Below are 26,131 nucleotides of genomic sequence, written 5' to 3' on the forward strand. Positions count from 1 at the left end.
AAAAGGCGCTCCCGTCACAAAAACTCTCAATGAAAATACCCAGTTGACCTTCTCGTTAGACAATGCAAAGCAGAGAGGAGCGAAAAAGGCGACCGTCACACTCAAAAACAAGATTGGCGGCGAAAACACCGTCTTCACCGTATCACCGGTATTCCCCGTCCCCACCGTCACTTTTGTCAGCGGAAGCAACTCGCCCACCCAAAACACGATGACGGGCACTGACATCAAATTGTATCAGGTGGAAGGATCGCAAGTTAGCATCAAAGCAAATGCACTGGGTGGTACCTGCGTCAAAAATATCGAAGGCGACATTACCGTTGAGGCGGCCGACGATTATGCTGTAGAAAAGACCTATGTGGTCACCTGGAAGAGCGGTAATTCTGCCACTTTCCAGATTGCTAACAAATCGGACGAGATAAAGGCTACTACTACGTATACGGTAAATGCACCGGCTACGACAATTGAGGCATCAAACCTCTATGTAAAAGCGGCTAACTCTGGAAATACAAACATATCCGTCACTTCTCCTGAAGGAGTTAAGGCAACTGTATTGAATTGGAACAAAGGCGATCAATGGTTTGACATCTCAACAGACCAAACTACTGGAAGCGGTGCTAAAAATATTGTAATCACCCAACGCAATAATATAAACGCGATAATGAAATCTGTTACCATCCGACTGACCAATAAAAAACAATCTGTTCCAAACAGACTGGTGCAACTTGGCGCATTCCGACATCGAGCGAGTGGAGAACAATATTGGGAACCAGCGGAACAGATGTATTATCATCATCATCTGCTCTATGGCAAGATTGGTATAATAAGAATCTGTTTGTATTGACCTCGGGAGCATATCTTTCTATGACCAGTTATTTCAGTTCTGATTCTGAAACGATGAGATTTTTTTCAGGAGGTGCGAATGTAGCTACTGAAAATAATCAGAATACAATTGGACACGTTCGTTGTATCACTGATAAATAGAAAACAAATAACAAAAACGGCAAGCAGGCTCCGCCTGAGCGATCTTTGACATGATGGGATTGATAGGAAAAAGATAAATCTGTTTCTAATCAAGTGTTGTAAAAACAATGAGACTAAACTGATTCTATTTTGAAAATATTTTAATCAACTTGTATTCTATATCAATTGAAAACAATACCTTTGCCTACATAATTCAACAATCAAAACATATTAATTATGAAAGACAAAGGAGAAATTATTGTTTATCAATCTGAAAACACCTTACAATTAGAGGTTAGAATGGAAGATGAAACCGTTTGGCTGACCCAGGCACAAATGATAGAATTATTTCAAAGAGATCAATCAGTTATAGCCAGACACATCGGAAACATTTTCAAAGAAAAAGAGTTGGATGAAAAAAGCAATATGCATTTTTTGCATATTGCAAATTCAGATAAACCGGTGAAGGTCTATAGCCTCGACGTTATTATCTCTGTTGGCTATCGAGTAAAGTCACAAAGAGGTACTCAATTCAGGATATGGGCGAACAAAGTACTTAAAGAATATATGTTTAAAGGATATGTTATTAATCAACGCATAAACAAAATAGAAGTGACTATTTACACAAACCAGATACCGAAACAGTTATCGTTGGATTTGCAGCGTCACAACGCTCAATATGATCCAATCGACATCCAATTGTTTAGACAGTCGCACGACCGTTTCCTGATCATAGATGAAAAAGAACTTTACCATATCGGTACTTCCTTGAAAGATTTAGGAAAGAAATGGTTCGCTTTCTCTAAAATACAATTAGATATAAAAGAATTACTAAATCATTTATAAAACAGAAACTCCCTTCTTATTTCTTTTCCCTGTCAATCGCATCTGTAACCTAACGACAGATGCACCAATCGTTACGCAGCCCCCAGCAAGGGGTTGCGCAGCTTTTTGTGTGCGTTTGTGTAAACAGCCACCCCGGGACAGTTTCCCGGACAGGTTCCGCCCGAGGGCGACATCTGGTTCCGCTTCGTGGGCGGAGGTGGCTACTGAACAATTATTAGGTAAAACCTATTGTTTTCGTTTAGATAAAGATTTATCCATAATAACATGTGCTTTTACAAAAGGCCTCTACGAAATACGTGTAGAGGCTGAAAGTAATAAAGAATTAGCATTAAAAAAACGGAAGCCGCTCATACCACGACTTCCGTTTCCATCATCTTATACTCTTACCTTAATCTAATAACTGTATATCATCTAAAAGTTTCTTCCGGTATCCCACCATAGACGGGTTCCACAATTGTCGGCGCCACCCAATGCCTTTGTCAAAGCAGCATACTGCTCGGGATTGGCTGTTTGGATGCCGACAAAGAAGTTTAGTCTGCGCGGTCCCAGATTTGTATCGATTGTTCCCTGGCTGTCGTTCACCAAAACCGGGAACAGCTTAGGATAACCAGTGCGCCTTTGTTCGGCCCAAGCCTCACAGCCTTCGGGATAGCAGGCAATCCATTTCTGGGTAATAATCTTTTCAAGTTTTTCTTCGTTTGAAGCAGCGTTGTCCCATGCAGGAGTTACCTGGCTCATAGCTTCTACATTGAAAGCAGCATTGAAAGCATCCTGATAGCCTTTCGGCGTTTTCGTACTTTCCAGATATACGGCAACATCTTTAGCTCCCCACTGTGCAAAAGAGGCTTTAACGCCGTTTTCATAACAAGAACCCGGATTTTCGGAAGACCAACCTCTCAAAGCGGCCTCTGCACGCAGAAACCATACCTCGGCTGCTGTCATCAAGATAGCATTAGACGTCTGTGAAATAGTACTTTTCGAATGCTTGCTGTAATTTTTATGGTTGAACCCTGTTCCCTGGCGGATTCCTTTATAAGTTCCCTTCACCGGAACAATTTCAGTGCCTTCGCCACCAGCCGCTCTATCAAAATACTTCGGCAAACGGGGGTCATCATAACCACCCAAATAAGATTCCATGTTCGCATTCAGAAATACTTCACCCCAGCCTTTATTGATTTCACCGAACGGGTTATTATAACCGGTTCCGTCGGTAGAAACAGCCACGATATCGTTATCTTCTTCCAACAAACCTCCTGCATCCGTCAAAGCTTTCTTGGCTTCTGAGGCTGCCAGTACGGGGTCGGCCATGGCAATACGGATAGCGAGACGGAGGCGCAACGAATTAGCAAACCGTATCCATTCGGCATACGTACGTTTGCCCTGCGGCATCAGGATATCAAATTTGGCAAAGTTTTCCACATCCGGATTTGCTTCCATATAGGCACGTATCAAGCCGATTCCGGCATCCAAGTCTTCAAAGAATGCCTTATAAGCCTCAGCCTGTGTATCCGGCATGGAACCAGTCTTCGAACCAAACTGTGTATAGACGATAGGACCATACAAATCAGATACACGGTGCATCAGTTCAACCTTCAATATCTGGGTAATACCATAGAAAGAAGGATAATCTTTCTCCGTCAGATCTTCGGATTTCTGAATCTCCGTCATGATATATCCGTAGGTGTTTTCCCAAAACGAACCGTTCCATCCGTCCTGCATATTATAGGTTGTGTTCCCACGCCCTTCATTAAACGGATTGAAGTCGTGCACATAACCGGAAAACATATCGGCACCCAAGTTCTGCATTACCTGGAACGGCCAGTTCTTACCACCACCCCAGTCGTAATTAAAATAAATACCCTGCTGAACTACTCCCAGAGGAATACCGTATTTATTGAACTCCTGCTCTTTCGATTTATCCGGGAAACCGGCCTGGTTCGTATTATAAGATTCAAAATCATCCGTACAAGCTGAAAAACCGATCAATCCGCCCAGAAAAATTGCGGCTATATATTTATAATTCTTTTTCATAATATACTGTCTTTATTAGAATGTAAATTTAACATTGAAACCTAAGCTTCTGGTAGTCGGCATACCGAATACATCGATACCCTGGTTGTCGTTGCCTGTTGAAAGGACTGCATCCGGATCGAAAGGAGCCGATTTGTGGAAGAAGAATAAGTTACGACCGACAAATGACAACTGTACATCCTGGAAAACCTTCGTTTTCTCCAGCAATCTCTTCGGGAACGTATAGCCTAAAGATAGTTCACGCAGGCGGATATTGGTTGCACTATACATATAATATTCGGTACATCCGTTACGACCGCTGACAGCCGTATAGAATTTATCCGGTTTCACTTGCGTACCTTCCAGGTCTACAAATCCAGCATTACGTGCTGCAGCTGATTCGACGCTCACACCCTTCTGGTCCATATCGGCCTGTGTCTGCGACAAAACATCGCCACCAAAGCGGCCATCGATCAGGAAGTAAAGGCTAAATCCTTTATAAGTCAAGGTATTTCCCCAGCCCAACATAAAGTCAGGATTGCTATTACCTACTTTGACCGTATTACCCGAACCGACTACGTTAGGAACCAAATCACCATCCTCATCCTTCGAGAAAACAATTTGGCCTGTCGCTTCGTCGCGTTCGAACGCCTTGCCATAAATATCACCCAGTGCACCGCCTTCTACAAGACGCATGGAGTAAGAGGAAGAGAAACCTTCGTCGCCATAGACAAATGTCTTCAGGTCAGGATGAAGTTCGATCACTTTGTTCTTATTCGTTGAGAAGTTGAATGAAGTCTTCCAACGGAAATCTTCTGTCATTACCGGTGTGATACCCAAGCTGATTTCAACACCCTGATTCTGGATGTTACCGGCATTCACATAGTAATATTTATAAGCTGCACCAGCAGAAGAAGGCAAAGTAAACAACTGGTTCTTCGTGTTTGTCTTATAGTAAGTGAAATCGAAGTCCAAACGGTAATCGAAGAATTTCCATTCCGTACCTACTTCCCATGAAGTACTCATTTCAGGTTTCAGTTCATCGAACGGAGCTTTTGAATTCGTCTGGATAGCTCCGCCAGCCACGATCAGGTCGTTGCTTCCGGCAACCGGATTACTGATGAAAAGAGGCAGGTCATTACCTACTTTACTCCATGAACCTCTTACCTTACCGAAGTTGATCCATTCCGGCATCGTCAGCGAGTTATTGATGATCCATGACAAGCCAACCGACGGATAGAAGAAACTGCTGTGTTTTGTATAAGCCAGCGTCGACGACCAGTCGTTACGGGCGGTCAGGTCCAGATATAAACTTTCTTTCCATCCCAGCTGGGCGGTTGCAAAGACAGACTGCATCACACGTTTCTGATCGATCTGTTGGTCGATATAAGAAGCCGTAGACATGATGATGTTAGCTACCGAGAACTGGTTCGGATAATACAGGGAAGCAGTCTTTGAATCCAGCCTCAGGGAGTTGACTGTTGTACTATTAATACTACCACCGATAGCGCCTGTCAAAGCAAAGTCGTCCCATTTCTTATTAAACATAGCCATAAAGTCTCCATAATACAACGTTTCCGTATGATTCAGGTCTATATAACGGCCGTTCGATCCGGCAATAGCCGGTGCGGTCGATGCATACATTTTCTGGTTATATGTATCGTGTGTATAATCGACTGTTCCACGAGCTTGCAGGCTCAACCAATCTGTAATCTTCAGGCTGGCCGTCAAAGAAGTGATGGCACGGGTACGTTTGTCGTTACTTTTAATACGGTTAGTGATCCAATACGGATTCTGTTCCATATCACGTTCGGCATCTGTATACCAGTTTTGTTCCATCAAATTGCGGGTGTCGTTGAAAGTTTCAAAGTTCGTGCGATACTCACCGATATTCTCGCCACGCGGGAAACGGTAAAGACCTACCAACGGGTTCATGTAATAACCACCGGAGGCCGGACGGTTCTTGATACTCTGCGACAGTAAATTCACGTTCGCATCCAGTTTCAGGTAATCATCAAAGAAACTGGCGGTTTCGCGGAAATTCAGGTTATGCTTCTGCATCTTATTATGCTCCACGATACCTTTTGCGGTTGTGTTGGCATATGAGAAATAAGTCTGCATCTTTTCGTTACCGGTCGTAAGAGACAGGGAGTTGATAGCGGTCACTCCATTCTGGAAGAAGTCACCGACATTATCATAAGGGGTCAGACTCCCCTTCGGTCCCCAACTGGTCTTCGTTTCCTTATCCATTCCGTATTCATTCTGAAATTCCGGTAAACTCATGGCATGATCGACCGTCAGGTTGGAAGAGAAAGTGATCTTCTGCACGCCAGCTTTCCCTTTCTTCGTTGTGATCAGGATAACACCGTTGGCTGCTTGCGAACCGTAAAGAGCGGCAGCGGAAGCACCTTTCAGGATACTCATGCTTTCGATATCGTCCGGGTTGAGGTTGGAAATACCATCGCCACCATCACGGTTACCGGCATCTGCCGTACCACCGATTGCGCTGACAGCCTGTTCGTTACTGCTATTCAACATCGGTACACCATCGATTACATATAAAGGTTGGTTGTTTCCGCTTACCGAACGGTTACCACGAATAGATACTTTGGCTGAACCACCCAATCCGGAAGAACTTTTGTTGATCTGAACCCCTGCTGTCTTACCAGCCAGAGCGTTAATCATATTCGGGTCTTTCGCACGTGTCAGCTCATCGCCCCCCACCTGCTGGGTCGAATAAGTAAGGGAGGCTTCTTTCTTTTTGATACCCAAAGCCGTGACTACCACTTCTTCGATATTCTGGGTATCTTCTGCCAATTGTACATTCAGAGAAGACTGGCCGGCATATTTAACTTCCTGCGGGTTATATCCGATATAAGATATAACGATAACGGAATTTTGAGGAACGGTCAATGTAAATTTACCATCGATATCGGTAATCGTACCGTTGGTTGTACCTTTTTGCAACACGTTGGCACCGATGATCGGTTCGCCCGTTTTATCAGTAACAACACCTGTTACCGTCTTTCCGGCCTGTTGCATGATCGCTTCCTTTTTATTAAGGATAATTTTTGTGTTTACTACTGTATAAGCGATATCGGAATCACCGAACAGTTTGTTTAGCACATCGAAAATGTTCTTTTCGTCTACTTTTACAGATACTTTACGGCTGGTGTTTACAATATTGGCATCATAGATAAACGAGAAGTCCGTTTCATTTTCAACAGCTTCGAGCACACTGGCGATCGTACTGTTCGACATATCCAGCGAAAGCGTAGCATTTTGTGCATACGTATTACCCGCTACTGCGATACCAAGACTAAGGAAAAAGAATACAACGCTCAATCTCATAACTAATGGTATTTTTCGGAAGAGAGAATAACTTTTCTTACCGATAATTTCTAAGGTTACAATTTTATTCATAATTTTGTGATGCTTATTATTTAATATAAAGTTAACTATAGCTGCGTCAACAGCTTGGACTTTTACATGCGGGAAGATGCGTCAACATCTTTCTGCATGTTTTTTTGGACTCTTTTTTACTTCCACATAGGCATTCTGATTTAAAAAGGTTCTACACTATTATTTATTCTTTCGATATTTCTATAACAGACATTTCCAAACGATTATCATTCGTTATGACCGGCTTATCGATCTTAAACTTGATATCCGAGGCGAGCTTGATATATTCCATGACCTGCGGCAATTGCTCATTTTTAAACCTTGCGGTAATGATGGCATTCAGCACGTCCCGGTCTTTCACGTTAAACTGTACATTATAATGGCGTCGCAACGTCTTCAGGACCTGCCCCATCGGAGTATTCTTGAAAATGATCTCACCATTACGCCAGGCTACCTTATTATCTGCGTTGACCGAAGTGATAGATAATTTTCCACCTACCCTCGTAAAATCCGCTTTCTCGTCGGGTTTCAGAATCTGATGAACGATTTTACCTCCTGCCTGTGCTATATTCAATTTCACAGAGCCTTCCACCAAAGTTGTGGAAACAACATCGTCATCATTATAGGCAGATACATCGAAACGTGTTCCGAGCACTTCCACAGAATAGACCGGATCGACTTTCACGATAAAAGGCTTTTCCGGATTCTTCGTCACTTCAAAATAACCTTGCCCGGTCAATTCAACCAGCCGGCACTCAGGCCAGAAATTTTCAGGATACTTCAAAGAACTTCCGGCATTCAACCAAACTTTCGATCCGTCAGGCAATTCGAAAGTCGAAACCACTCCGGGATTGGTGCGCACTTCTACCATGCGCACCTTCTCTTTACCCGTCTGCATAAAGAAATAGGCAGATAAAACTAATACCGGAATGAACAGTATCGCTGCAACTCTTTGCATAAACTGTAGGGAGTGGCGGAAACTAACCTTTTTATTTTGTTTACGTACTCTCGATTTGAAACGGACCAAAGCCATTTCGGGATCGACCGATTCCATTACCCGCAAACGGTCAGTCACCTGCAAGGTGAAATAGACCTGTTCCAGTAGTTTCTCGTTCTCGGTCGACTCGGCAACCCAGTCGTCAACCCGGGTACGTTCCTCGTCAGTCAATGTTCCGTCGAGATATTTTATCAGTATGTTTTCGTCTACTATCATCTTTTTTCCTGTTTCTATAATTAATACAATTCAGAAAAAAGATATACTAAACGAAAATGTGATTTTTTTTAGAAAAAGTTCAATATCTTTTCCTGCTTCTCGATTGTTATCTAATAAACAGATAGTTATAATAAATAAAAAGCATATGAAAAAGATTGTTTTACTTCGCCACGGCGAAAGCGCATGGAACAAAGAAAACCGGTTTACGGGTTGGACGGATGTTGATCTGACAGAAAAAGGGATTGAAGAAGCATATAAAGCAGGTGAATTACTAAGAAAAGAAGGATATGTGTTCGATAAAGCATACACCTCCTACCTGAAACGTGCCGTCAAAACATTAAATTGCGTACTCGACCGCATGGACCAGGATTGGATTCCGGTAGAGAAAAGCTGGCGTTTGAATGAAAAACATTACGGAGCCTTACAAGGTCTCAACAAAAGCGAGACAGCCGAAAAATATGGTGATGAACAGGTCCTGATCTGGCGCAGAAGTTACGATGTGGCTCCGCATGCATTGAAAGAGGACGATCCGCGTAACCCCCGATTCGAAATACGTTATAAAGATGTACCCGATGCCGAATTGCCACGTACGGAATCACTGAAAGATACTGTCGAACGCATCCTCCCTTATTGGAAAGACGTCATTTTTCCTTCGCTCGAAACTGCCGACCAGATTTTAGTGACAGCCCACGGCAACAGCCTGAGAGGTATTATTAAATATGTACGTAACATACCGGATGAAGAGATCGTACACCTGAATCTTCCGACAGCCGTCCCTTACGTACTCGAATTCGATGACGACCTGAATCTTGTAAAAGATTATTTCCTGGGGGATCCGGAAGAGATCAAAAAACTGATGGAAGCAGTTGCCAACCAGGGGAAAAAAACAAAGAAATAATTATTTATCATAGCTGACGCCCGGAAATATTTCACAAAAACCCGGGCGTTAATTGTTAATTCTTAAAATATTTGTTTAAGTTTGCACTATATCAAAACATTCATATCAGTGATAACAAGCAATGAAGAGACCTTAAATAGACTTAAAGCCGGTGACGAGAGTGTATTCGATGCGGTCTACAAACAATATTATAAAGGGTTATGCGCCTTCGCCTCCCAATATGTAGCCGAGACGGAAACGGAAGAAATCGTACAGGAAGTGATGATGTGGCTTTGGGAAAACCGTGCGATGCTGGTTCCTCAAATGTCCCTCAAATCATTGCTGTTTACTATTGTCAAAAATAAATGCCTGAATAATATAACCCACAATCAAATCAAACAACGGGTACACGAAAAGTTGTATGCCAAATTTGAAAATCAATTCGAAGATCCGGATTTTTACATAGAAGGAGAATTGATCGCCTTGGCAACCAAGGCGATCAGGGAGCTCCCTGAAGAATACCGGAAAGCATTCGAAATGAATCGTTTCGGACATCTAACCTACAACGAAATAGCCGAGCGTACCGGTGTATCACCCAAAACTATCGCTTACCGCATATCACAGTCTTTGAAAATACTACGCACGGAACTGAAAGAATACATGCCGCTTTTTCTAGCTCTCTTACATTGACAACATAGCAATATCGACATTTTGTCCACAAAGCTATCATTTACATTTTAACGCAAATAGCTTCTCATTTTAAACAAAACGATACGTTAAAAAATATTACCCGCTGGGGTATTTTATTTTACCCGGTATATTAATCCGATTTACCCGGTTGGGTAGTGTCATTTTGATAATCGGAAAAACGGAGAATATGACAGGACAATCTTAATCCATCCTTAAACAAAAATAAATGAATCATGTTTAAATAATAAAGTGGCCTCTTTATAAAAAACAACTTAAAATATAACAGTATATGAAACGTACATTTTTAATGATAGCATTTGCCGCACTGGCAACTATCGCATATAGTCAAACCGACGATAAAGGTTACGAAGAAGGAAAATATGTATTGAAAGGCGTATCAGGCCTCAACTTGTCGCAAACAGCGATGACCAACTGGTCAGCCGGAGGTGAAAACTCAGTAGCCGGAAATGCCTACCTGAACGGTTCGCTGACACACAAAAACGGAAACTGGCTCTGGGTGACTAACCTGGTTCTCGATTACGGACTGACAAAAACCAAGTCGCAGGGGATGCGCAAGAGCACCGACAAGATCGGACTTTCCACCCAGCTGGGCTATTCAACGAACAATGTCTGGTTCTACACACTAATGGGCGACCTGAACACACAGTTTGCCAAAGGATACAATTATCCGGACAAGGAACATTATATCTCCAACTTTTTCGCGCCGGCCTATTCCAACGTCTCGCTGGGTATGGAATACCGCCCGAAAAGCAATTATTCGATCTACCTCTCTCCCGTTTCAGCAAAAATGACTTTTGTTGAGGACGATTACCTGTCCGATCTGGGCGCATTCGGTGTCGATCCCGGTGACCGTTTCAAGATCGAATGTGGCGCTTACCTCAAAGCCCGTGCAGAAATGCCGGTGATGGAAAACGTAAGCCTGATCACTACAGCCGATTTTTTCACTCCGTATAGTAATCAGTTCGGAAACATCGATGTCAACTGGGACATGCTCATTAGTATGAAGATCAACAAATTCCTGTCGGCTACGCTCAACACGACACTGAAATACGACAACGACGTGAAAACCTTCGATGACAACGGTACGAAACATGGGGCAAAAGTACAGTTCAAAGAGATACTCGGCGTAGGTCTTGCCTATAATTTTTAGGAATAGAAAGGAGACTGCCTGTGTTTTTAAGAAAAAACCTTCCGCAATCGGTTGCAGTATCCAAAAGAAAGGAGTAAATTTGCACGTCGAAAACAAATATGATTAGAAATGATCGATAAAATTAAAGCTCTGCTTCAGGAAGTAGAGAATATGAAGGCTGCAAATGCCGAAGAGCTGGAAGCTTTACGCATCAAATACCTCAGCAAGAAAGGAGAAATTTCTGCGCTGATGAATGATTTCCGCAACGTTGCGGCTGACCAGAAGCGTGAAGTGGGTAAATTCCTCAACGAGCTGAAAGAAGCTACTCAAAATAAAATCAATGAACTGAAAGAAGGTTTCGACAATGTACAGACCGGAAACGATGACATCGACCTGACGCGTACATCTTATCCTATCGAACTCGGCACACGCCACCCGCTTTCAATCGTTAAAAAGGAAATCTGCGACATCTTCGGACGTCTGGGATTCAGCATTGCTGAAGGTCCTGAAATCGAAGACGACTGGCATGTTTTCTCTTCTTTGAATTTTGCTGAAGACCATCCTGCACGTGATATGCAGGATACGTTCTTCATACAACATAATCCGGATGTGTTATTGCGAACACATACATCATCGGTACAGACTCGTGTGATGGAGACTCAGGAACCTCCTATCCGCATCATCTGCCCCGGACGTGTATATCGTAATGAAGCTATTTCTTATCGCGCACACTGTTTCTTCCACCAGGTAGAAGCCCTGTATGTTGACAAGAATGTCTCATTCGCCGACCTGAAACAGGCATTGCTTTTCTTTGCAAAAGAAATGTTCGGTCCGGAAACGAAAATACGTTTACGCCCCTCCTACTTCCCGTTCACAGAGCCATCTGCTGAGATGGATATTTCCTGTAACCTGTGTGGCGGTAAAGGATGTGCATTCTGTAAACATACCGGTTGGGTAGAAATACTCGGTTGCGGTATGGTAGACCCGAATGTACTCGAAAATTGCGGTATCGACAGCAAAGTTTATACCGGATATGCACTGGGAATGGGTATCGAACGTATTACAAACCTGAAATACCAAGTTAAAGACCTACGAATGTTCTCAGAAAACGATGTTCGTTTCCTGAAACAATTCGAATCAGCCAATTAAATTGAAAACCTAAATCATTTACCATCTTCCCCGGGCCTTTAACCAGCCCGGGGGAAACACACAAGGAGGATGAAATATGATAAAGGTTTTAATTTTAATTACAGGAGGAGCAATCGGATCGGCACTGCGTTATGGAGTTTCCATGTGGGTGCAGCGTTCGTTGCAGTACTCCTTTCCCTTTGGGATACTATCCGTTAATATAATCGGCTCTTTTCTGATCGGCTTCTGCTGGAGTCTTGCCGAAAATTACAACTTCTCAGCCAACACAAGGGCATTTCTTTTCACCGGCCTGTTTGGCGGATTTACAACTTTTTCTTCGTTTGCACTGGATACTATGTCACTGATAAAAATCGGTGATTATAAATTAGCTCTCTTAAACATACTGGCTAGTAACGTTTTAGGACTTATTGCCGTTTTCCTGGGTTTGTTACTCGGAAAAAATGTATTATCTTTAATGAAATAACAGGATGAAAAAAGAGGAACGATATAAAGGTGTATTAGACTGGTTCGAAGCAAACGTACCGGTTGCAGAAACGGAACTTCATTACGACGATCCGTACCAACTGCTTATTGCCGTGATTCTATCAGCTCAGTGCACCGACAAACGGGTGAATATGATTACGCCGGCTTTGTTTAGGGATTTCCCGACAGCAGAAGTGCTGGCAGCTTCCACACCGGAGGTCGTATTTGAATATATCCGTAGTGTCTCCTACCCGAACAATAAATCGAAGCATCTGGTCGGGATGGCCAAAATGCTGATGGCTGATTTCGGCGGCGTAGTCCCTTCGGACATAGACGAGTTGCAAAAGCTGCCCGGCGTAGGACGCAAGACAGCCAATGTGATCGCCTCTGTCGTCTACAACAAACCTGCAATGGCCGTAGACACCCACGTATTCCGTGTCGCCAACCGCATCGGATTGACAAACAACAGCAAAACACCGCTCGAAACAGAAAAAGAACTGGTGAAAAACATCCCGGAGAAACAGATACCTATCGCTCACCACTGGCTGATCCTGCACGGACGATACGTCTGCGTAGCCAGAAAGCCCAAATGTGAGGAATGCGGACTCAAGCCTTGGTGCAAATATTTCCTGAAGGCAAAAATTTAGAGAATGAGAATTTACAGGCGGGAAATAGTGATTATCATCTTAACTGCTCTCGCTACGCTGTCGGCAGTCTACTACTTTTTCGGTGACATGAAAGAGAGTAAAGAACTGGTGCAAACAGATTTATATACCCTGACTGCACCGGAACCGGAAGCGATACTTGCCGTAAACCGTCCTTCCGTTTTTGCCCGGATAATACTAACCAAGGAACCTGTTTACCAGGCATTCGCCTCTAAAATCCCTGAAATATATCTTACTATCATCCGAAAGAATCCGGAAATTGCCTCATTACATCTCTCATTCCATCCGCAGGGTATTGTAATGTATGTAAAAGCGGATAAAAGCATATCCCGACATATAGAAGAAAATGTTTTAAAAACAGCTTTCAAATCATTCGCTCCTCAACAGCAAACCAAAGGAGGCATCACTTTTACCTATTGCCCGGATGCCGGAAACCGCTTTTTCGGCTACTACCAACATAATGGCGTATGGGTTTCCAGTTACAGCAGGAAATTGCTGGAGGAAGTAGCGGCCATACAAAGAAAGCAAAAAAACAACCAGCCGAAGGAACAAATGCTACTCCGTAAAACACTCGACAGCAATGCTCCGCTTAACCTGATGATACAATCGAAACTGTTAGACTTATATGTGAAAGCGAACGATTCTACCCTATGGAGAATCAGCGACAGATGGCTGGGAGCCGACCTTTTTGAAAGCGAAGGGAATATTTGTTACTTTAGCAGTCTGCCGTATCATGAACCAGCCGACACACTTTTCAAGACGATTGGCGATACACTGTCGGTCAGATTAGAACAACATTTCCCGCAACTTCATATTTCCAGCCAGATTTATGAAGAAAACGGGAAAGTATATTATACCGGTTGCAGTTTGGGAATTTCCAATTGATCATATGCCAGATGAACATGCGGAGGCAACTCTTTTTCTACCTGGCTTTGCAAGCCGATCCGATGGCTCATATGAATCAGATAGGATTCTTTGGGACGGATGCGTCCGATCTGTTCTAATGCTTCTCCCACACTTTCATGCGTCGGATGCTCTTCCCAGCGCAAAGCAGTAATAATCAAAACATCCAATCCTTCCAGTTTGGCATATTCTTCTTCCGGAAGAGATTTCAGGTCGGTCAGGTAGGCCATATTCCCTATCCGGAACCCCAGGATAGGCAGTCTTCCGTGCATTACCCGGATAGGAATTATCTCTATCCCGGCAGCCATAAAAGGTTCTGTCGTCACACGGTGGATTTTTAGATTGGGAACACCCGGATATCTATTTTCGCGGAAAACATACGGGATACGCGTCTCTATGGCTTCAGCCACATTTTCTTCAGTATATATATGTATGTCTCCTTCCCGTCCGAACGGACGCAGGTCATCCAATCCTCCGACATGGTCATAATGTTCGTGTGAGATCAGGACGGCGTCCAGGTGGTATGTTTTACTTTGTATCATTTGCCAGCGGAAATCCGGTCCACAGTCCAGCAAGATACGCTTCCCCTCTGTTTCTACTAATACCGATGTACGCAGGCGCCAGTCGCGGGGATCTTTGCTTGTACAAACTTCACACTGACAGCCTATTTCGGGAACCCCGGTTGAAGTTCCCGTTCCCAGAAATGTAATTTTCATTATCCTACATATTTAACCTCAGGCATTATCTCGATGCCAAAACGATCTTTTACGGCAGTACGGATACTTTCCGCCACCAGAGCAATCTCGTGTCCCCGGGCTTCTCCCAGGTTGACCAGGACCAGTGCCTGTTTTTCATATACGCCGACCGGACCATGCGATTTGCCTTTAAAGCCACATTGTTCGATCAACCAACCGGCAGGAACTTTCACTTTTCCCTCACCAGCCGGATAAGAAGGCATACCGGAATATTGCTCCTTCAGTTTCTCAAACTGTGCAACAGGAATAACCGGATTCATAAAGAAACTGCCGGCATTTCCCAGCTTGTCCGGATCGGGCAGCTTCTCCTGACGGATCGCGATCACAGCCCGGCGGATTGCTTCCAATGTTACTTCCGGATATTTAGCCAGCTCTTCCTTCAGGTTTCCATAGTTGATGGAAAAGGATGGGCGTTTATCCAACCGTATTATTATATATGTAACAATGTGCGGGTCGTTATGTTCGTTTTTGAAATAACTGCTGCGATAGCCATACTGGCATTCTTCGTTCGTAAATATCCGCTTTTCAAAAGTCAACTGGTTGTATGTTTCCACACTTTCTATCACATCTTTTATCTCCGCCCCGTAGGCTCCGATGTTCTGGATAGCGGCAGCGCCAGCTTCACCCGGGATCAGGGAAAGATTTTCTATTCCTCCCCACCCGTTGGCAACGGCATGAGCAACAACATCGTCCCACCTTTCGGCGGCACCGACACGCAGCCAAATATGTTCGTCGGTTTCCTTCTCCACACGGATACCTTTGATGGCCGAGTGCAGGATGATACCGTTGAAGTCATTTATAAACAGCAGATTGCTTCCGCTGCCGATATGCAGCGACAAACACTCCTGAAAATACTCGTCCCGTAGAACCCGTCCTAATTCTTCTTCATTCGTATATTCCATGAACCACCGCGTCTTAACCGGCAGGTGAAATGTATTATGCTTCTCCAGGGAGTAATTCTCTTCTATCCTCATAATATCTGTTTATTTATTGCGGGACAAAAGTAGTAATAATGTGCTAATATGCCAATGTGCCAACATGCCAATTGAGAAATATCTTTATAATTGGCATATTGATCTATTGGCACATTGGCATATTATTATAAGGTATCTACGATTTCACGCTGTTTCGTGAAAAAGATCATCCGCTGTATCTCTCCGCTCTGCGAGATCAAAGTAGAGTAACGTTTCAACGACTGGATCCATTCTTTCTGGGCGCGGCAGATTTCCGGATGTTGCGAATCCATATAGTTGATAGCATAAAGACGGAACATGCACAACTGGAAGCTTCCTTTTTCCAGAAATGTATATGTAGCCTCAAAATTAATATTGGAAAGATACAAATAAACTTTGTTACCATTCGGATATTCCCCCCGGGCAGCAATCTGTTCCATTTCATCCAATAAACGATTCAGTTCCAGTTTCATCACTTCGATATCATCATCGCTCAGCATGTTCAGCCCTGCAAAATACTTGATCTCCCTAACCAACGACTGGAAAATATTATTATCAAGAATCGTATAGGTAGACGGAACCTGGCGGCACTCCTGCATCAGTTTACGCTGGGACTCCAGTATTTTCTCCGTCACAACGATATCCGACATACTTGCAGTGATCTTCATCCCGTTATTCTGATGCATCCACCGGCAAAGACGGAATTTGGTCAGACGCTCATATGGAGAATAAAATGTAAACGGAACGATATTACAAGCGGCACTGAGTACCGATTTGGGATCTTCCTTGGCAAATGTAAATAATTTATGATAACGTTTGAGTATATCATGGTAACTTTCCATCTGACTCATATTATTAGAGACATTCAGATTAAAAACGGCTCCTTCCGCCCGGTTGGTTCCAACGATCTGGTCCAGGGAAATCCCCAGACTCTGAGACAATAATGATACTTCATAAAATGTAAACGGAACCTCCCCACGCAACCGGCGATAAACGGCTTCCTTACCTATAGATATAATATCCATAATATAGTTAGCCAAATTTGTCTCCTCCGGGAGATGTTCCCTCATGGCTTTTATCAGCCCGTTATTCAATGCATCTTTCATAATTATTAGTGTGTTATTTACTATTTCTACTCATATATTCTTCTCACAATACAATAAAAATAAAGTGTGGTCAAATAGCATTAACGCCTTTCTTCGTTTCGATTATCGCAAACCAATGTGAATTAACGTTTTTTGTTTCTAAAATCGTAACAAAAGGCTACAGCTATTGTTTAATAAGAAATGCAAGCAAATTTTGTTGTCTGAAAAAAGACACCATATAAAAAAATCAATGCTTACATTTGCAATGTATATAATCATTAAAAAGAAACACTCATGAACAAAGCAGAACTTATCGAAGCCTTAGCAGATAAGGCAGGGTTACAAAAGCAAAAAGCAAAAAAAGTATTAGATGCTTACATCGAGATTGTAACCGAAAAAATGTCGCAAAAAGAGGAAATTACTCTTATCGGTTTTGGTACTTTAATACCTAGACCGCAAACTAGTCGCCTGGCTCGTAATCCTAAAACGGGTACTCCGGTACAGATTCCAGCTAGAACAACGGTAAAGTTCAAACCCGGTAAATTCTTGCTGGAGGCTATGAACGGCACTGGCGAAAAAAAATAATATGATTTATTTCTTTAACTTCCTTCTTGCTTCGGCAGGAAGGAAGTTTTTTACACCTCCTTTTTCTGTTTACTTTATCATATCTGCAAAAATACATACAGAAATCCACTAAAAAGGGGTGTTTTTAATGAATATCGAAACCGTAAGGTTCTAATTAAACAACCGCAAGCATGTCCCCAATTCAATTATCGCAATTTTAGAATCCGAACAGCACCTCTTGTTTCGGAATGTGAAACTTTTGCCCTATACCTGGAATTTTACAGAGAAACATTTGTATGATGCTCTAATTATATCTAATTTCGACACCGGAAATTTTAGTCTGCATATACAATATAATACACATGAAAATAGTTAATCTCGGAGAGTCAAACTCCATACTGAACAGGTTCGTATCCGAACTTAGAGATGTAAATATCCAGAAGGACAGCCTTCGTTTTCGTAGAAACATTGAACGCATCGGCGAAATCATGGCTTATGAAATCAGCAAAGATTTTGCCTACAGCCAAAAAGATATTCAAACCCCTTTAGGAGTCGCACCGATGAATACACCCGACGACCGGATAGTAATCAGTACGATATTACGTGCAGGACTTCCTTATCACCAGGGATTTTTAAGCTATCTCGATTATGCCGAAAATGCCTTTGTCTCTGCCTATCGCAAATATAAAGACCGTCTGAACTTTGACATTCACATCGAATATATCGCATCCCCGAGACTGACAGAGAAAACATTGATCATCACCGACCCGATGCTAGCCACCGGAAGTTCCATGGAACTGGCCTATGAAGCATTGTTGACCAAAGGACATCCTTCGCATATCCATGTGGCCTCCATCATCGCCAGCAAACAGGCAATAGAATATCTGCAAAGAAAAATGCCGGATGACAAAACAACGATTTGGATCGCCGCACTGGATGACGAACTGGACGATCATTCCTACATCATCCCCGGCCTGGGAGATGCCGGAGATCTTGCTTACGGAGAAAAAGAATAAAAGAATATTTTATCGGGGTAAGGAGAACCAAAAGCAGGAACCTTTTCCGGGCTCAGAACTTACTCCGATTTTTCCTTTCTGCTGTTCGACAATACTTTTGCAGATAGAAAGTCCCAACCCTGTACCTTGCTTAAAGTCATTTCCCTTATAAAAGCGGTCGAAGACATGAGCCTGCACTTCTTCACTCATCCCCTCTCCCGTATCCGTCACCGTAAAGACAACTTCATCAGGCTTTATTTCATAACCCAACATGATAGAACCTTTATCCGTGTGCTTGATCGCATTGTTTATGAAGTTGGAAAACAACTGGTTCAGGCGCACAGGATCGAAATCAAAAGTACAAGGCGACAAATCCGGCTGACTGCCAAGCACAACCCCCTCATGAAGTTTGATACTCAGCGACTTCACCAGATCATCCAAAAATTCTTTGAGCTCAATACGACTTGGTTTGAACTCAATTGTATTCGCTTCTATCTTAGCCAGATCCAGCACATCAGAGATCAACTGCAACAAAAGTTCATTATTCTTCTGAATAATCTCTACAAACTGCGACTGTTCCTCTTTATCATCCGTATCGACCAGTAAAGTAGAAAAGCCGACAATCGCATTCAGCGGAGTTCGGATCTCATGGCTCATATTTGCCAGGAAAGCAGACTTCAAGCGATCCAGTTCTTCTGCCTTTTCACGCTGTTGTTCAGTTTCTTTCAATTCCGTGATATCGTAATTCACACAGATCATTTCCAGTTTATCCGGATCATTCGACTGAGGGTTACGCATCACATTTACGCGTATCCACTTCCAACCGGAATCCGTCTTGATACGCAATTCCTTGCGGATACTGGTTGCCTCCCCTCTCTTAACCCGGTCAAAGAAGTCCATCATCACTTTACGGTCTTCCGGATGCACGGCGCTATATACACCAATAATCTGCTCCAACGGCGTGCCATCTTGTTCCCCCAGATTTTGATACCACTGGCTGATGGCATATCCTTCGCGTGTCAGCAAATCGAATTTGGCATATCCTACTTTCGCATAATGACTAACCAGGGTGAAGAAATATTCAAACTCCTCAATACGGTTATAAGCGACCATCTTATCCGTATTATCCAGATTAATGAATAGGTAATTGATCAGTTCACCTTTACTGTCATAAAGCATACTAACCTTGGTTATCAAGTCTATAACTCCGTTTTTCTTCGTCGGATAATACCCATTGGATATAATATCGCTAAAAGAATAAGTCAGGCGGAAAGAGACAGGTTTCCTCTTTCTCATCTTTTCCAGTACATCAGGGGGAATCTGAGGATTATCAAAGATGTTAACACCTAGGGCCTCTTTTTTCGAACCGAGTCCAAAAATATCTACATCCTTATTATTCATATCGACAAGATATCCGTCCTTATCATACAACTCTATGCCGACCGGTATATTCGTATAAATATTACGCAACAACTTTCCGCTATGGTCGAGCGCTTCGTTGATTCTCGCCATTTTCGTAATAATACTGATAATATTGGCGATGGACGAGAGCCATTGATAGTCTTCCAGCGTCCATATGCGATATTTATCTACAATATCGATCCCGATATATCCCAAAGCTTTTTTCTTTATGATCAAAGGAATCAGAACAAACGAAAGCACTCCTCTCTTCTGCAAATACATTTTTTCAGATTCCGCATCTTCCGGCAACTCGTTCAGATTGTTTATCATCACCGGATAAAGATTCCGTATTTTCCGTGTCGACCAAACCAGCGTGGAGACCGGTATATTCTGCAATGAGGAACGGACAGCGGCAACACCTTTGCTGCAAACTTCATACGTACAACTAAGCGTCTGCTTGTCATCACTGTATTCCATGATACAGGCACGCCCCTTTGTATCGATCGAAAAGAGAATTTCAGTCAGCACCAACTGGATAGATTCAACCAAATCGTTTGTCTGGATAAAAGAATGTAAGGCACGCGAAATACTCCCCAAATGCCTTAACAAACCATCTACCTGGCTGCCTTCCGTTGCCGGTTTATTCGTTTCTTCCTCGCTATATGGCACCAACTGAAGAATGCCTAACACATAAACACGTCCGGAAGGTTCGATCTCCCGCTTGCAAATTTTAGAACGAACAAACTTAAAGCCATAACAAGTCTTGATCGGAAATATCTGTTCGTAAATACCGACCTCCCTGAAATAAGCAAATTCATTGGCAATCCGGGCTCTATAATCTTCACGTATCAACTGGAGGAAATCTCTGGTCGGAATAATTTTATCTTTCAGTTCCAACAAACTGACCAGATAATCCGAACATATATAGACTCTCTTATCAAAGTCAATTTCCCACCAACCGACTTGCGCCGTATCCAGCAATAACTTATATTGAGCTGTATCCATTTTTTTAATACTAGTAAGCAACAAAATTCGTTATAATAAATCAGACCAGCAAATTTTATTTCTGTTTATATTCAACGGTTTTCAAAGATTCACACAAAAAAAGCGGAGACCAGTAAAAACCGATCCCCGCTTCCTTTCGGACTATATAGTCTGTTATTTCAATTCTTTTATACGGATATTACGGAATTTCACAGGAGAACCATGTCCCAGGAACCCGATATGTCCTTTCTTATTGAACAAGCCCGGATGTTCCTTACCGTCAGGAGTACCGTTCTTTACAGCGTCGCGAATGTTACCTTCCAATATCACTACACCATTAACTGTTACCTTGATATTATCTCCGTTTGCAACAATCTCTTCCTCATTCCATTCACCGACAGGCTTAAACGCTTTGTGGTGATCGGCATTCGTCGGGATGATGCCATAAACAGAACCATGATGCTGATATTTGGTAATATTCTTATAGATCGGATGTTCACAATCCAGAATCTGGATTTCCATACCTACATAAGCGGCATCACCTTCCATCGGAGTACGGATACCGACTCCGTTATTGGCTCCCGGTGTCAGCTGGAACTCGAAACGATAAATAAAGTTCCCGAATTCGTCCTTTGTATACAGGTTCCCACCATAGCTCTTGCTCGGTATCATGGAAATACAACCGTCTTCCATCGTATAATCTACCGTGTTACCAGTCCACTGATGCATATTTGTTCCGTCAAACAATAGTTTGAAACCTTCTTTCTGTTCTTCGGCAGATAATTTGTAAGGTTCTTTACGTTCCAGTTCCTTTACATATATATTACGGTAGTAAACCTTGCTACCATGAGCCTGCAATTCAATCTGTTCAACCGGGAAGATCGGCTGCTTGCGATCCCAATAGTTTTCAAGGATCACATCATCCACCACCTTCTCTCCGTTCAGAATAACTGTTACGCGGTCACCAACCATCTTGATATAGAAGCTGTTCCATTCGCCCAGCTTGTTATCAGCCACTTTAGACGGCTTGCTTTCATTTACCGAGTTATTATACAGACCACCTGAACCTACCTGGGCACCCACATTCACACGTGAAGTATCCCAGATCTGCACCTGAGGCGTTCCGCGCAAATAGATACCGGCATCGGCTTCAGGACCTGCGGGGTCAAGCATCCAGTCTACGTACATTTCAAAATCACCATATTGTTTATCCGTACACAGGTTATCACCTTTACCGTTGAAGACAAGCATACCATCATTCACACTCCAGCCGCTACGCATAATCTCGTCAGCCTTTTCCTGAGCTTTCTCCAATTGGGCCGGTTTCATTTTCGCACGGGCAATCGGGTTCTGTACCAATCCTTTCCAGCCCGACAAATCTTTGCCGTTAAAGATAGAAATGAAACCTTCTCCCTGCGGCATTTCAGCCAGATGCTTCTTGATCGCTTCCTTCTGATAACCGGCATCCGGATTGTCGAGTACCTGCATTACCTTGTTCAACAATTCACGTACATTGGCTCCATAATATTCCTTATTACCCAAAGCTATATTCATAACAGCATTGGCGGCAGCCTGCTGAACAGGTTTCTGATTCAGGAATTCGCCGGCATAGAGCATACCCAGGAAGGTGCCTGTCCGTTCAACCTGTTTCAGAATTATATTTTTCTGTTCGTCTGTCTTTGCCACTTCCATCGCTTTACGCAAACTCAGCAGACGATTCTCACCTGTAAATGCAGGATTTGAAACCAGCTTAACGTATGCTTTCAATGCACGATCCAAATAAGCAGAAGAAGAAGCATCTTTACAGATAGCATACAATTCGTCGGCAGCCTCAATACCTTTCCAGTTCAACAACGCTTCGAAAGCAGCATCGCGAGCAGCGCCCGATCCCTTATGGAAACCGTCTACGATAGTAGCCAATGCATCTTTCTCACCAGTTGTCGCCAGAACGATATAATACAAATATTTCTTGCTCTCGCCAGCCTGAAGCATACGGCGGGTGATCGTTTCTTTTTGTTTCGCAGGAGACATGGAAGAAATAGCAGAGATAACAGCCTGTTGGATCGGAGCAACGGCCGATGCATCCGCTGTTTCCAGCATACCGCACAGATTAACCAGATCGCCTTCCGACACAACATCTTTCAACGCTGTATAAGCAGCTTTTTTCACTTCCGGTGAACCGGACTTGATCAGTTCGAGCACTGTAGTCAGGTTAGCAGTCGCTTTACGCATCGCCAACAACTCAGCACCGGCAATCTTACCGGCATCCGTAGCAGACGGAATGGCACGGGCAACAGCCTGGTCGATATCACCATTGAATGCAGCCAAGGCATCCTGTCCCAGCAAGATTACATCTTTATTGTCGCTGGTCAGCAGTTCAGCAAGCACAGGTATCACCTGTTTGTCACCGATCTTCACCAATGTCCATACGGTTGCCTGTTTTACGTCGAAGTTGCTGTCTTTCAACTGAGCCAGCAGCACCTGCATGGCAGTCAGGTCAAAACGGAGTTCCAAACTCTTGATCACATCATGTTTTGACGGGCATTTGGCTTCGCGGCCGATCCAGTTGATAATATCGACTTTCACTTCCGGTTTTGCCTTCTGCATCGCTTTCATGACTTCGATATAAACTTCCTTATTGGCAAAGTCGGAAGCAAAGTTCAATGCTGCATTCCGATATTCCTTATTGCCATCCTTCAAAGCGGAAAGCAACAATTTGGTACTGTTTTCTTTCTTCAGTGACAAAAGAATTTGCAAAGCAGCGTCGCGGGTCTGCGTCTGATTAGCCTTGGTAGCCTTCTTCAGCAGATCGTTGGCCGCTTTTTCCACTTCTTTCACATCGCCCTGTGCGGCAACACGTTTCAATAAAGCGATATAGGCTTCGTTCGCATTCGTTTTGGTCATTGTGTAACCCGATGCGGCGGCAGCTTCAGCCATATCTTTGATGGAAGCCTTGCTTCCCACACGGCTTAATGAGTGCAGGACAGCCTTTTGCATATTTTCATCGCCCGAACCCAGCAGCGCCTTCAGCAATTCTTCCGAATCAGCCACCTGCGCTTCGCCGATTGCTACGATGATATCTTTTTGTGTCTTCGGAGTACCCATACGGCGCATCAGACCAGCCTTCAACGCTTTGCCGGCATTTTCAGAACCGATAGCAGCCAGTGCACGTGAAGCCGGGCCACTCAGACTTTCATCACCCAGGTAAGCCGACAACGCATCGATACATTCATCCTGTCCCAATATCTGTAACTGGCGGATGATAAACGCTTTCGTTTCGCGTTCAGTCACCAGGTCAAGCGCTTTCAGATAAGCGTTAGCCATAGCCAAACGGGCGCTTTCTTCCCCTTTTGCCATCACATAATGGGTCAGGCCGCTCAACGCGTAATCCACTTGTGCATTGCTTCCCTTTCCGGGAGCATTTATCATGTTGACCAACATCAGTACCCCTTCTTCGCCGGTACCTTTCAGGTCATTGATCATTTTATTGTATTCAGCCTGTTTCTCAGCAGGCATCTGTGCCAATACGTCAGCCGCAATTGTTTTAGCTGTACGGTTCGCCGGAGATTGGGCCATCAGTACGCTGCCGAATAATAGCAAGCTGGCAATCGATATATATGCTTTTCTCATTGTCTATAATTTTATAATTCTCCCCTAATTTTCAATTCTCAATTTTCAATTATTAATTATCAAATGTTCCAGGGTGAACGCATCGGCTGATCCAGCAGACGGTTAGCGGCCTCGTCATTGATAAATTCCAGTTTCACAGGATCGAACTCTAATGTACGATTCAGACGAAGTGCCGTAGCACCCATATTCACGATCGTAGCCGAGCGGAAACCATTCCGTTCATTCAGGGCAAAAGGCTGGCGTGTTTTCACACATTCGATAAAGTCTGTCACCTGAGGTTCAGGTTCCGGATAATCGGCCAGTTTCTTTTCCCAATCAGGGATATCACATACAAAATTCTTATAGACATTACCGTTCGGACCGGAGATATACGGAGTATTAGGATCTCCGAAGTCGCCACCCCAAAGGACGATCTGGCAACCGTCATCATAGGTATAGGTAATAGAGCGCCATGTTCCTACGGCATCCGGATGCTGTTGCGGAGCATCCACTTCCACTTTCACAGGGCTTGTGTTGTCTTTTCCGAGGAAATACTGTACCGGGTCGATATAATGCTGTCCCATATCTCCCAATCCGCCGCCGTCATAATCCCAGTATCCGCGGAAAGTACCGTGAACACGGTGTGCATTATAAGGTTTATAAGGAGCCGGGCCTAACCACATGTCATAATCCAGTTCGGAAGGGACTGTTTGCGGTTCGAGATATTCTTTACCTACCCAGTAGAACTTCCAGTCGAAACCGGTATGTTTACTGATCGTCACCTTCAACGGCCAACCGAGCATACCGCTCTGAACCAGTTTTTTCAACGGTTTCACCGGAGTACCCAATCCATAGAACGGATCAGCAAAACGGAACCAGGTATTCAGACGGAACATACGTCCGTTCTGCTTTACAGCTTCCATCACCCGTTTACCTTCACCGATCGTACGTGTCATCGGCTTTTCACACCAGATATCTTTTCCCGCCTTGGCAGCCTCTACCGACATGATTCCATGCCAATGAGGAGGTGTAGCGATGTGTACGATATCTACGTTCGGGTCCAGAATCAAATCGCGGAAGTCATGATAAGCAGCAATTTTTTCCTTTACCAATTGTTTTCCTAATTCAAGATGTTTCTTGTCAACATCACAAACGGCCACCAAGCGTGTTCCGGCATAGTTCACGTGACCGCGTCCCATCCCGCCTGTACCGATAATACCTTTAGTCAACTGATCGCTTGGAGCGATAAAGCCTTTCCCAAGCACGTGGCGCGGCACAATCGTAAAGGCCGCAATTCCTCCAAGGGTTTTAAGGAAGTCCCTTCTGTTTGTTCTCATAGTACAAATTAATATAATATTGATTAGCAATTTTATTGATTTTTTCCGCTTAAAAAAGACGTTAGAAAGATTAATTGCCTCCTAACGTCTCACAAAGATATTATTTATCCCATAATTTTCG

At 43.5% G+C, this 26,131-nt stretch carries 19 protein-coding genes and 1 pseudogene; 11 read left to right on the forward strand and 9 right to left on the reverse strand.

Annotated elements, in window-relative coordinates; translation table 11 throughout:
• Positions 1 to 841: pseudogene (locus DWW91_RS27745) on the forward strand (hypothetical protein); the annotation flags it as partial.
• Positions 842 to 1,197: 356 nt separating this feature from the next.
• Positions 1,198 to 1,806: a virulence RhuM family protein gene (locus DWW91_RS24885; protein WP_007652969.1), complete on the forward strand. Its 609-nt coding sequence runs from the start codon at positions 1,198 to 1,200 to the stop codon at positions 1,804 to 1,806.
• Between the two features lie 411 nt (positions 1,807 to 2,217).
• On the opposite strand, the gene DWW91_RS24890 is transcribed toward DWW91_RS24885, so the two are convergent.
• From DWW91_RS24890 to DWW91_RS24900, 3 genes are all read right to left on the reverse strand, one after another.
• On the reverse strand, positions 2,218 to 3,837 hold the full coding sequence (locus DWW91_RS24890) for a SusD/RagB family nutrient-binding outer membrane lipoprotein (RefSeq protein ID WP_007652968.1): 1,620 nt from the start codon (positions 3,835 to 3,837) through the stop codon (positions 2,218 to 2,220).
• Between the two features lie 15 nt (positions 3,838 to 3,852).
• Positions 3,853 to 7,239 carry a TonB-dependent receptor gene (locus DWW91_RS24895; protein WP_007652967.1) on the reverse strand — a complete coding sequence of 1,129 codons (3,387 nt, stop codon included), beginning with the start codon at positions 7,237 to 7,239 and terminating at the stop codon, positions 3,853 to 3,855.
• A 163-nt stretch (positions 7,240 to 7,402) separates the two neighbouring features.
• Entirely contained in the window at positions 7,403 to 8,431 is a 1,029-nt protein-coding gene (locus tag DWW91_RS24900; protein ID WP_122329239.1) for a FecR family protein, read from the reverse strand.
• 145 nt (positions 8,432 to 8,576) lie between these two features.
• Between DWW91_RS24900 and gpmA the strand changes: the two genes are divergently transcribed.
• The 7 genes from gpmA (at position 8,577) to DWW91_RS24935 (ending at position 14,309) form a co-directional block, all read left to right on the forward strand.
• Positions 8,577 to 9,329 carry a 2,3-diphosphoglycerate-dependent phosphoglycerate mutase gene (gpmA, locus tag DWW91_RS24905; RefSeq protein WP_010799852.1) on the forward strand — a complete coding sequence of 251 codons (753 nt, stop codon included), beginning with the start codon at positions 8,577 to 8,579 and terminating at the stop codon, positions 9,327 to 9,329.
• Positions 9,330 to 9,437: 108 nt separating this feature from the next.
• The gene (locus DWW91_RS24910) at positions 9,438 to 9,998 is read left to right on the forward strand and encodes an RNA polymerase sigma-70 factor (protein WP_007652962.1); all 561 of its coding nucleotides are present in this window, start codon (positions 9,438 to 9,440) and stop codon (positions 9,996 to 9,998) included.
• A 289-nt stretch (positions 9,999 to 10,287) separates the two neighbouring features.
• A complete protein-coding gene (locus tag DWW91_RS24915) occupies positions 10,288 to 11,169 on the forward strand; it encodes a DUF3078 domain-containing protein (RefSeq protein WP_007652960.1) in 882 nt (293 codons plus the stop codon).
• A gap of 108 nt (positions 11,170 to 11,277) precedes the next feature.
• Positions 11,278 to 12,297, forward strand: a complete 1,020-nt coding sequence (gene pheS / locus DWW91_RS24920) for a phenylalanine--tRNA ligase subunit alpha (RefSeq protein ID WP_007652959.1) — start codon at positions 11,278 to 11,280, stop codon at positions 12,295 to 12,297.
• Between the two features lie 76 nt (positions 12,298 to 12,373).
• Positions 12,374 to 12,760, forward strand: a complete 387-nt coding sequence (gene crcB / locus DWW91_RS24925; RefSeq protein ID WP_007652957.1) for a fluoride efflux transporter CrcB — start codon at positions 12,374 to 12,376, stop codon at positions 12,758 to 12,760.
• Between the two features lie 4 nt (positions 12,761 to 12,764).
• The gene (gene nth / locus DWW91_RS24930) at positions 12,765 to 13,406 is read left to right on the forward strand and encodes an endonuclease III (protein ID WP_007652955.1); all 642 of its coding nucleotides are present in this window, start codon (positions 12,765 to 12,767) and stop codon (positions 13,404 to 13,406) included.
• Positions 13,407 to 13,409: 3 nt separating this feature from the next.
• Positions 13,410 to 14,309, forward strand: a complete 900-nt coding sequence (locus DWW91_RS24935) for a hypothetical protein (RefSeq protein ID WP_007652954.1) — start codon at positions 13,410 to 13,412, stop codon at positions 14,307 to 14,309.
• Here DWW91_RS24935 and DWW91_RS24940 read toward each other — a convergent pair.
• The 3 genes from DWW91_RS24940 to DWW91_RS24950 form a co-directional block, all read right to left on the reverse strand.
• Positions 14,276 to 15,043: an MBL fold metallo-hydrolase gene (locus DWW91_RS24940; RefSeq protein WP_010799854.1), complete on the reverse strand. Its 768-nt coding sequence runs from the start codon at positions 15,041 to 15,043 to the stop codon at positions 14,276 to 14,278. The two genes, DWW91_RS24935 and DWW91_RS24940, sit on opposite strands and share 34 nt — an antisense overlap.
• The gene (murB, locus tag DWW91_RS24945; protein WP_122329240.1) at positions 15,043 to 16,056 is read right to left on the reverse strand and encodes a UDP-N-acetylmuramate dehydrogenase; all 1,014 of its coding nucleotides are present in this window, start codon (positions 16,054 to 16,056) and stop codon (positions 15,043 to 15,045) included. Before murB ends, DWW91_RS24940 begins: the two co-directional genes overlap by 1 nt.
• A 125-nt stretch (positions 16,057 to 16,181) precedes the next feature.
• Positions 16,182 to 17,141, reverse strand: coding sequence for a hypothetical protein (locus DWW91_RS24950; RefSeq protein ID WP_122329241.1), 960 nt, complete (start codon positions 17,139 to 17,141; stop codon positions 16,182 to 16,184).
• A 273-nt stretch (positions 17,142 to 17,414) separates the two neighbouring features.
• On the opposite strand from DWW91_RS24950, the gene DWW91_RS24955 reads away from it, so the two are divergent.
• Positions 17,415 to 17,705 carry an HU family DNA-binding protein gene (locus DWW91_RS24955; protein WP_007652950.1) on the forward strand — a complete coding sequence of 97 codons (291 nt, stop codon included), beginning with the start codon at positions 17,415 to 17,417 and terminating at the stop codon, positions 17,703 to 17,705.
• A gap of 341 nt (positions 17,706 to 18,046) precedes the next feature.
• Positions 18,047 to 18,700 (forward strand): uracil phosphoribosyltransferase, encoded by a 654-nt coding sequence (gene upp / locus DWW91_RS24960; protein ID WP_007652949.1) that lies wholly within the window; start codon positions 18,047 to 18,049, stop codon positions 18,698 to 18,700.
• 9 nt (positions 18,701 to 18,709) lie between these two features.
• On the opposite strand, the gene DWW91_RS24965 is transcribed toward upp, so the two are convergent.
• The 3 genes from DWW91_RS24965 to DWW91_RS24975 all read right to left on the reverse strand — a co-directional run bounded on the left by DWW91_RS24965 (position 18,710) and on the right by DWW91_RS24975 (position 26,010).
• On the reverse strand, positions 18,710 to 21,085 hold the full coding sequence (locus tag DWW91_RS24965) for an ATP-binding protein (RefSeq protein WP_010799856.1): 2,376 nt from the start codon (positions 21,083 to 21,085) through the stop codon (positions 18,710 to 18,712).
• Between the two features lie 153 nt (positions 21,086 to 21,238).
• Positions 21,239 to 24,694: a DUF1080 domain-containing protein gene (locus DWW91_RS24970; protein ID WP_122329242.1), complete on the reverse strand. Its 3,456-nt coding sequence runs from the start codon at positions 24,692 to 24,694 to the stop codon at positions 21,239 to 21,241.
• A 59-nt stretch (positions 24,695 to 24,753) separates the two neighbouring features.
• Positions 24,754 to 26,010, reverse strand: coding sequence for a Gfo/Idh/MocA family oxidoreductase (locus tag DWW91_RS24975; protein WP_010799858.1), 1,257 nt, complete (start codon positions 26,008 to 26,010; stop codon positions 24,754 to 24,756).
• Positions 26,011 to 26,131: the final 121 nt, after the last annotated feature.

Source organism: Parabacteroides sp. AF17-3 (assembly GCF_003635445.1).
GTDB classification, from domain to species: Bacteria; Bacteroidota; Bacteroidia; order Bacteroidales; family Tannerellaceae; genus Parabacteroides; species Parabacteroides goldsteinii.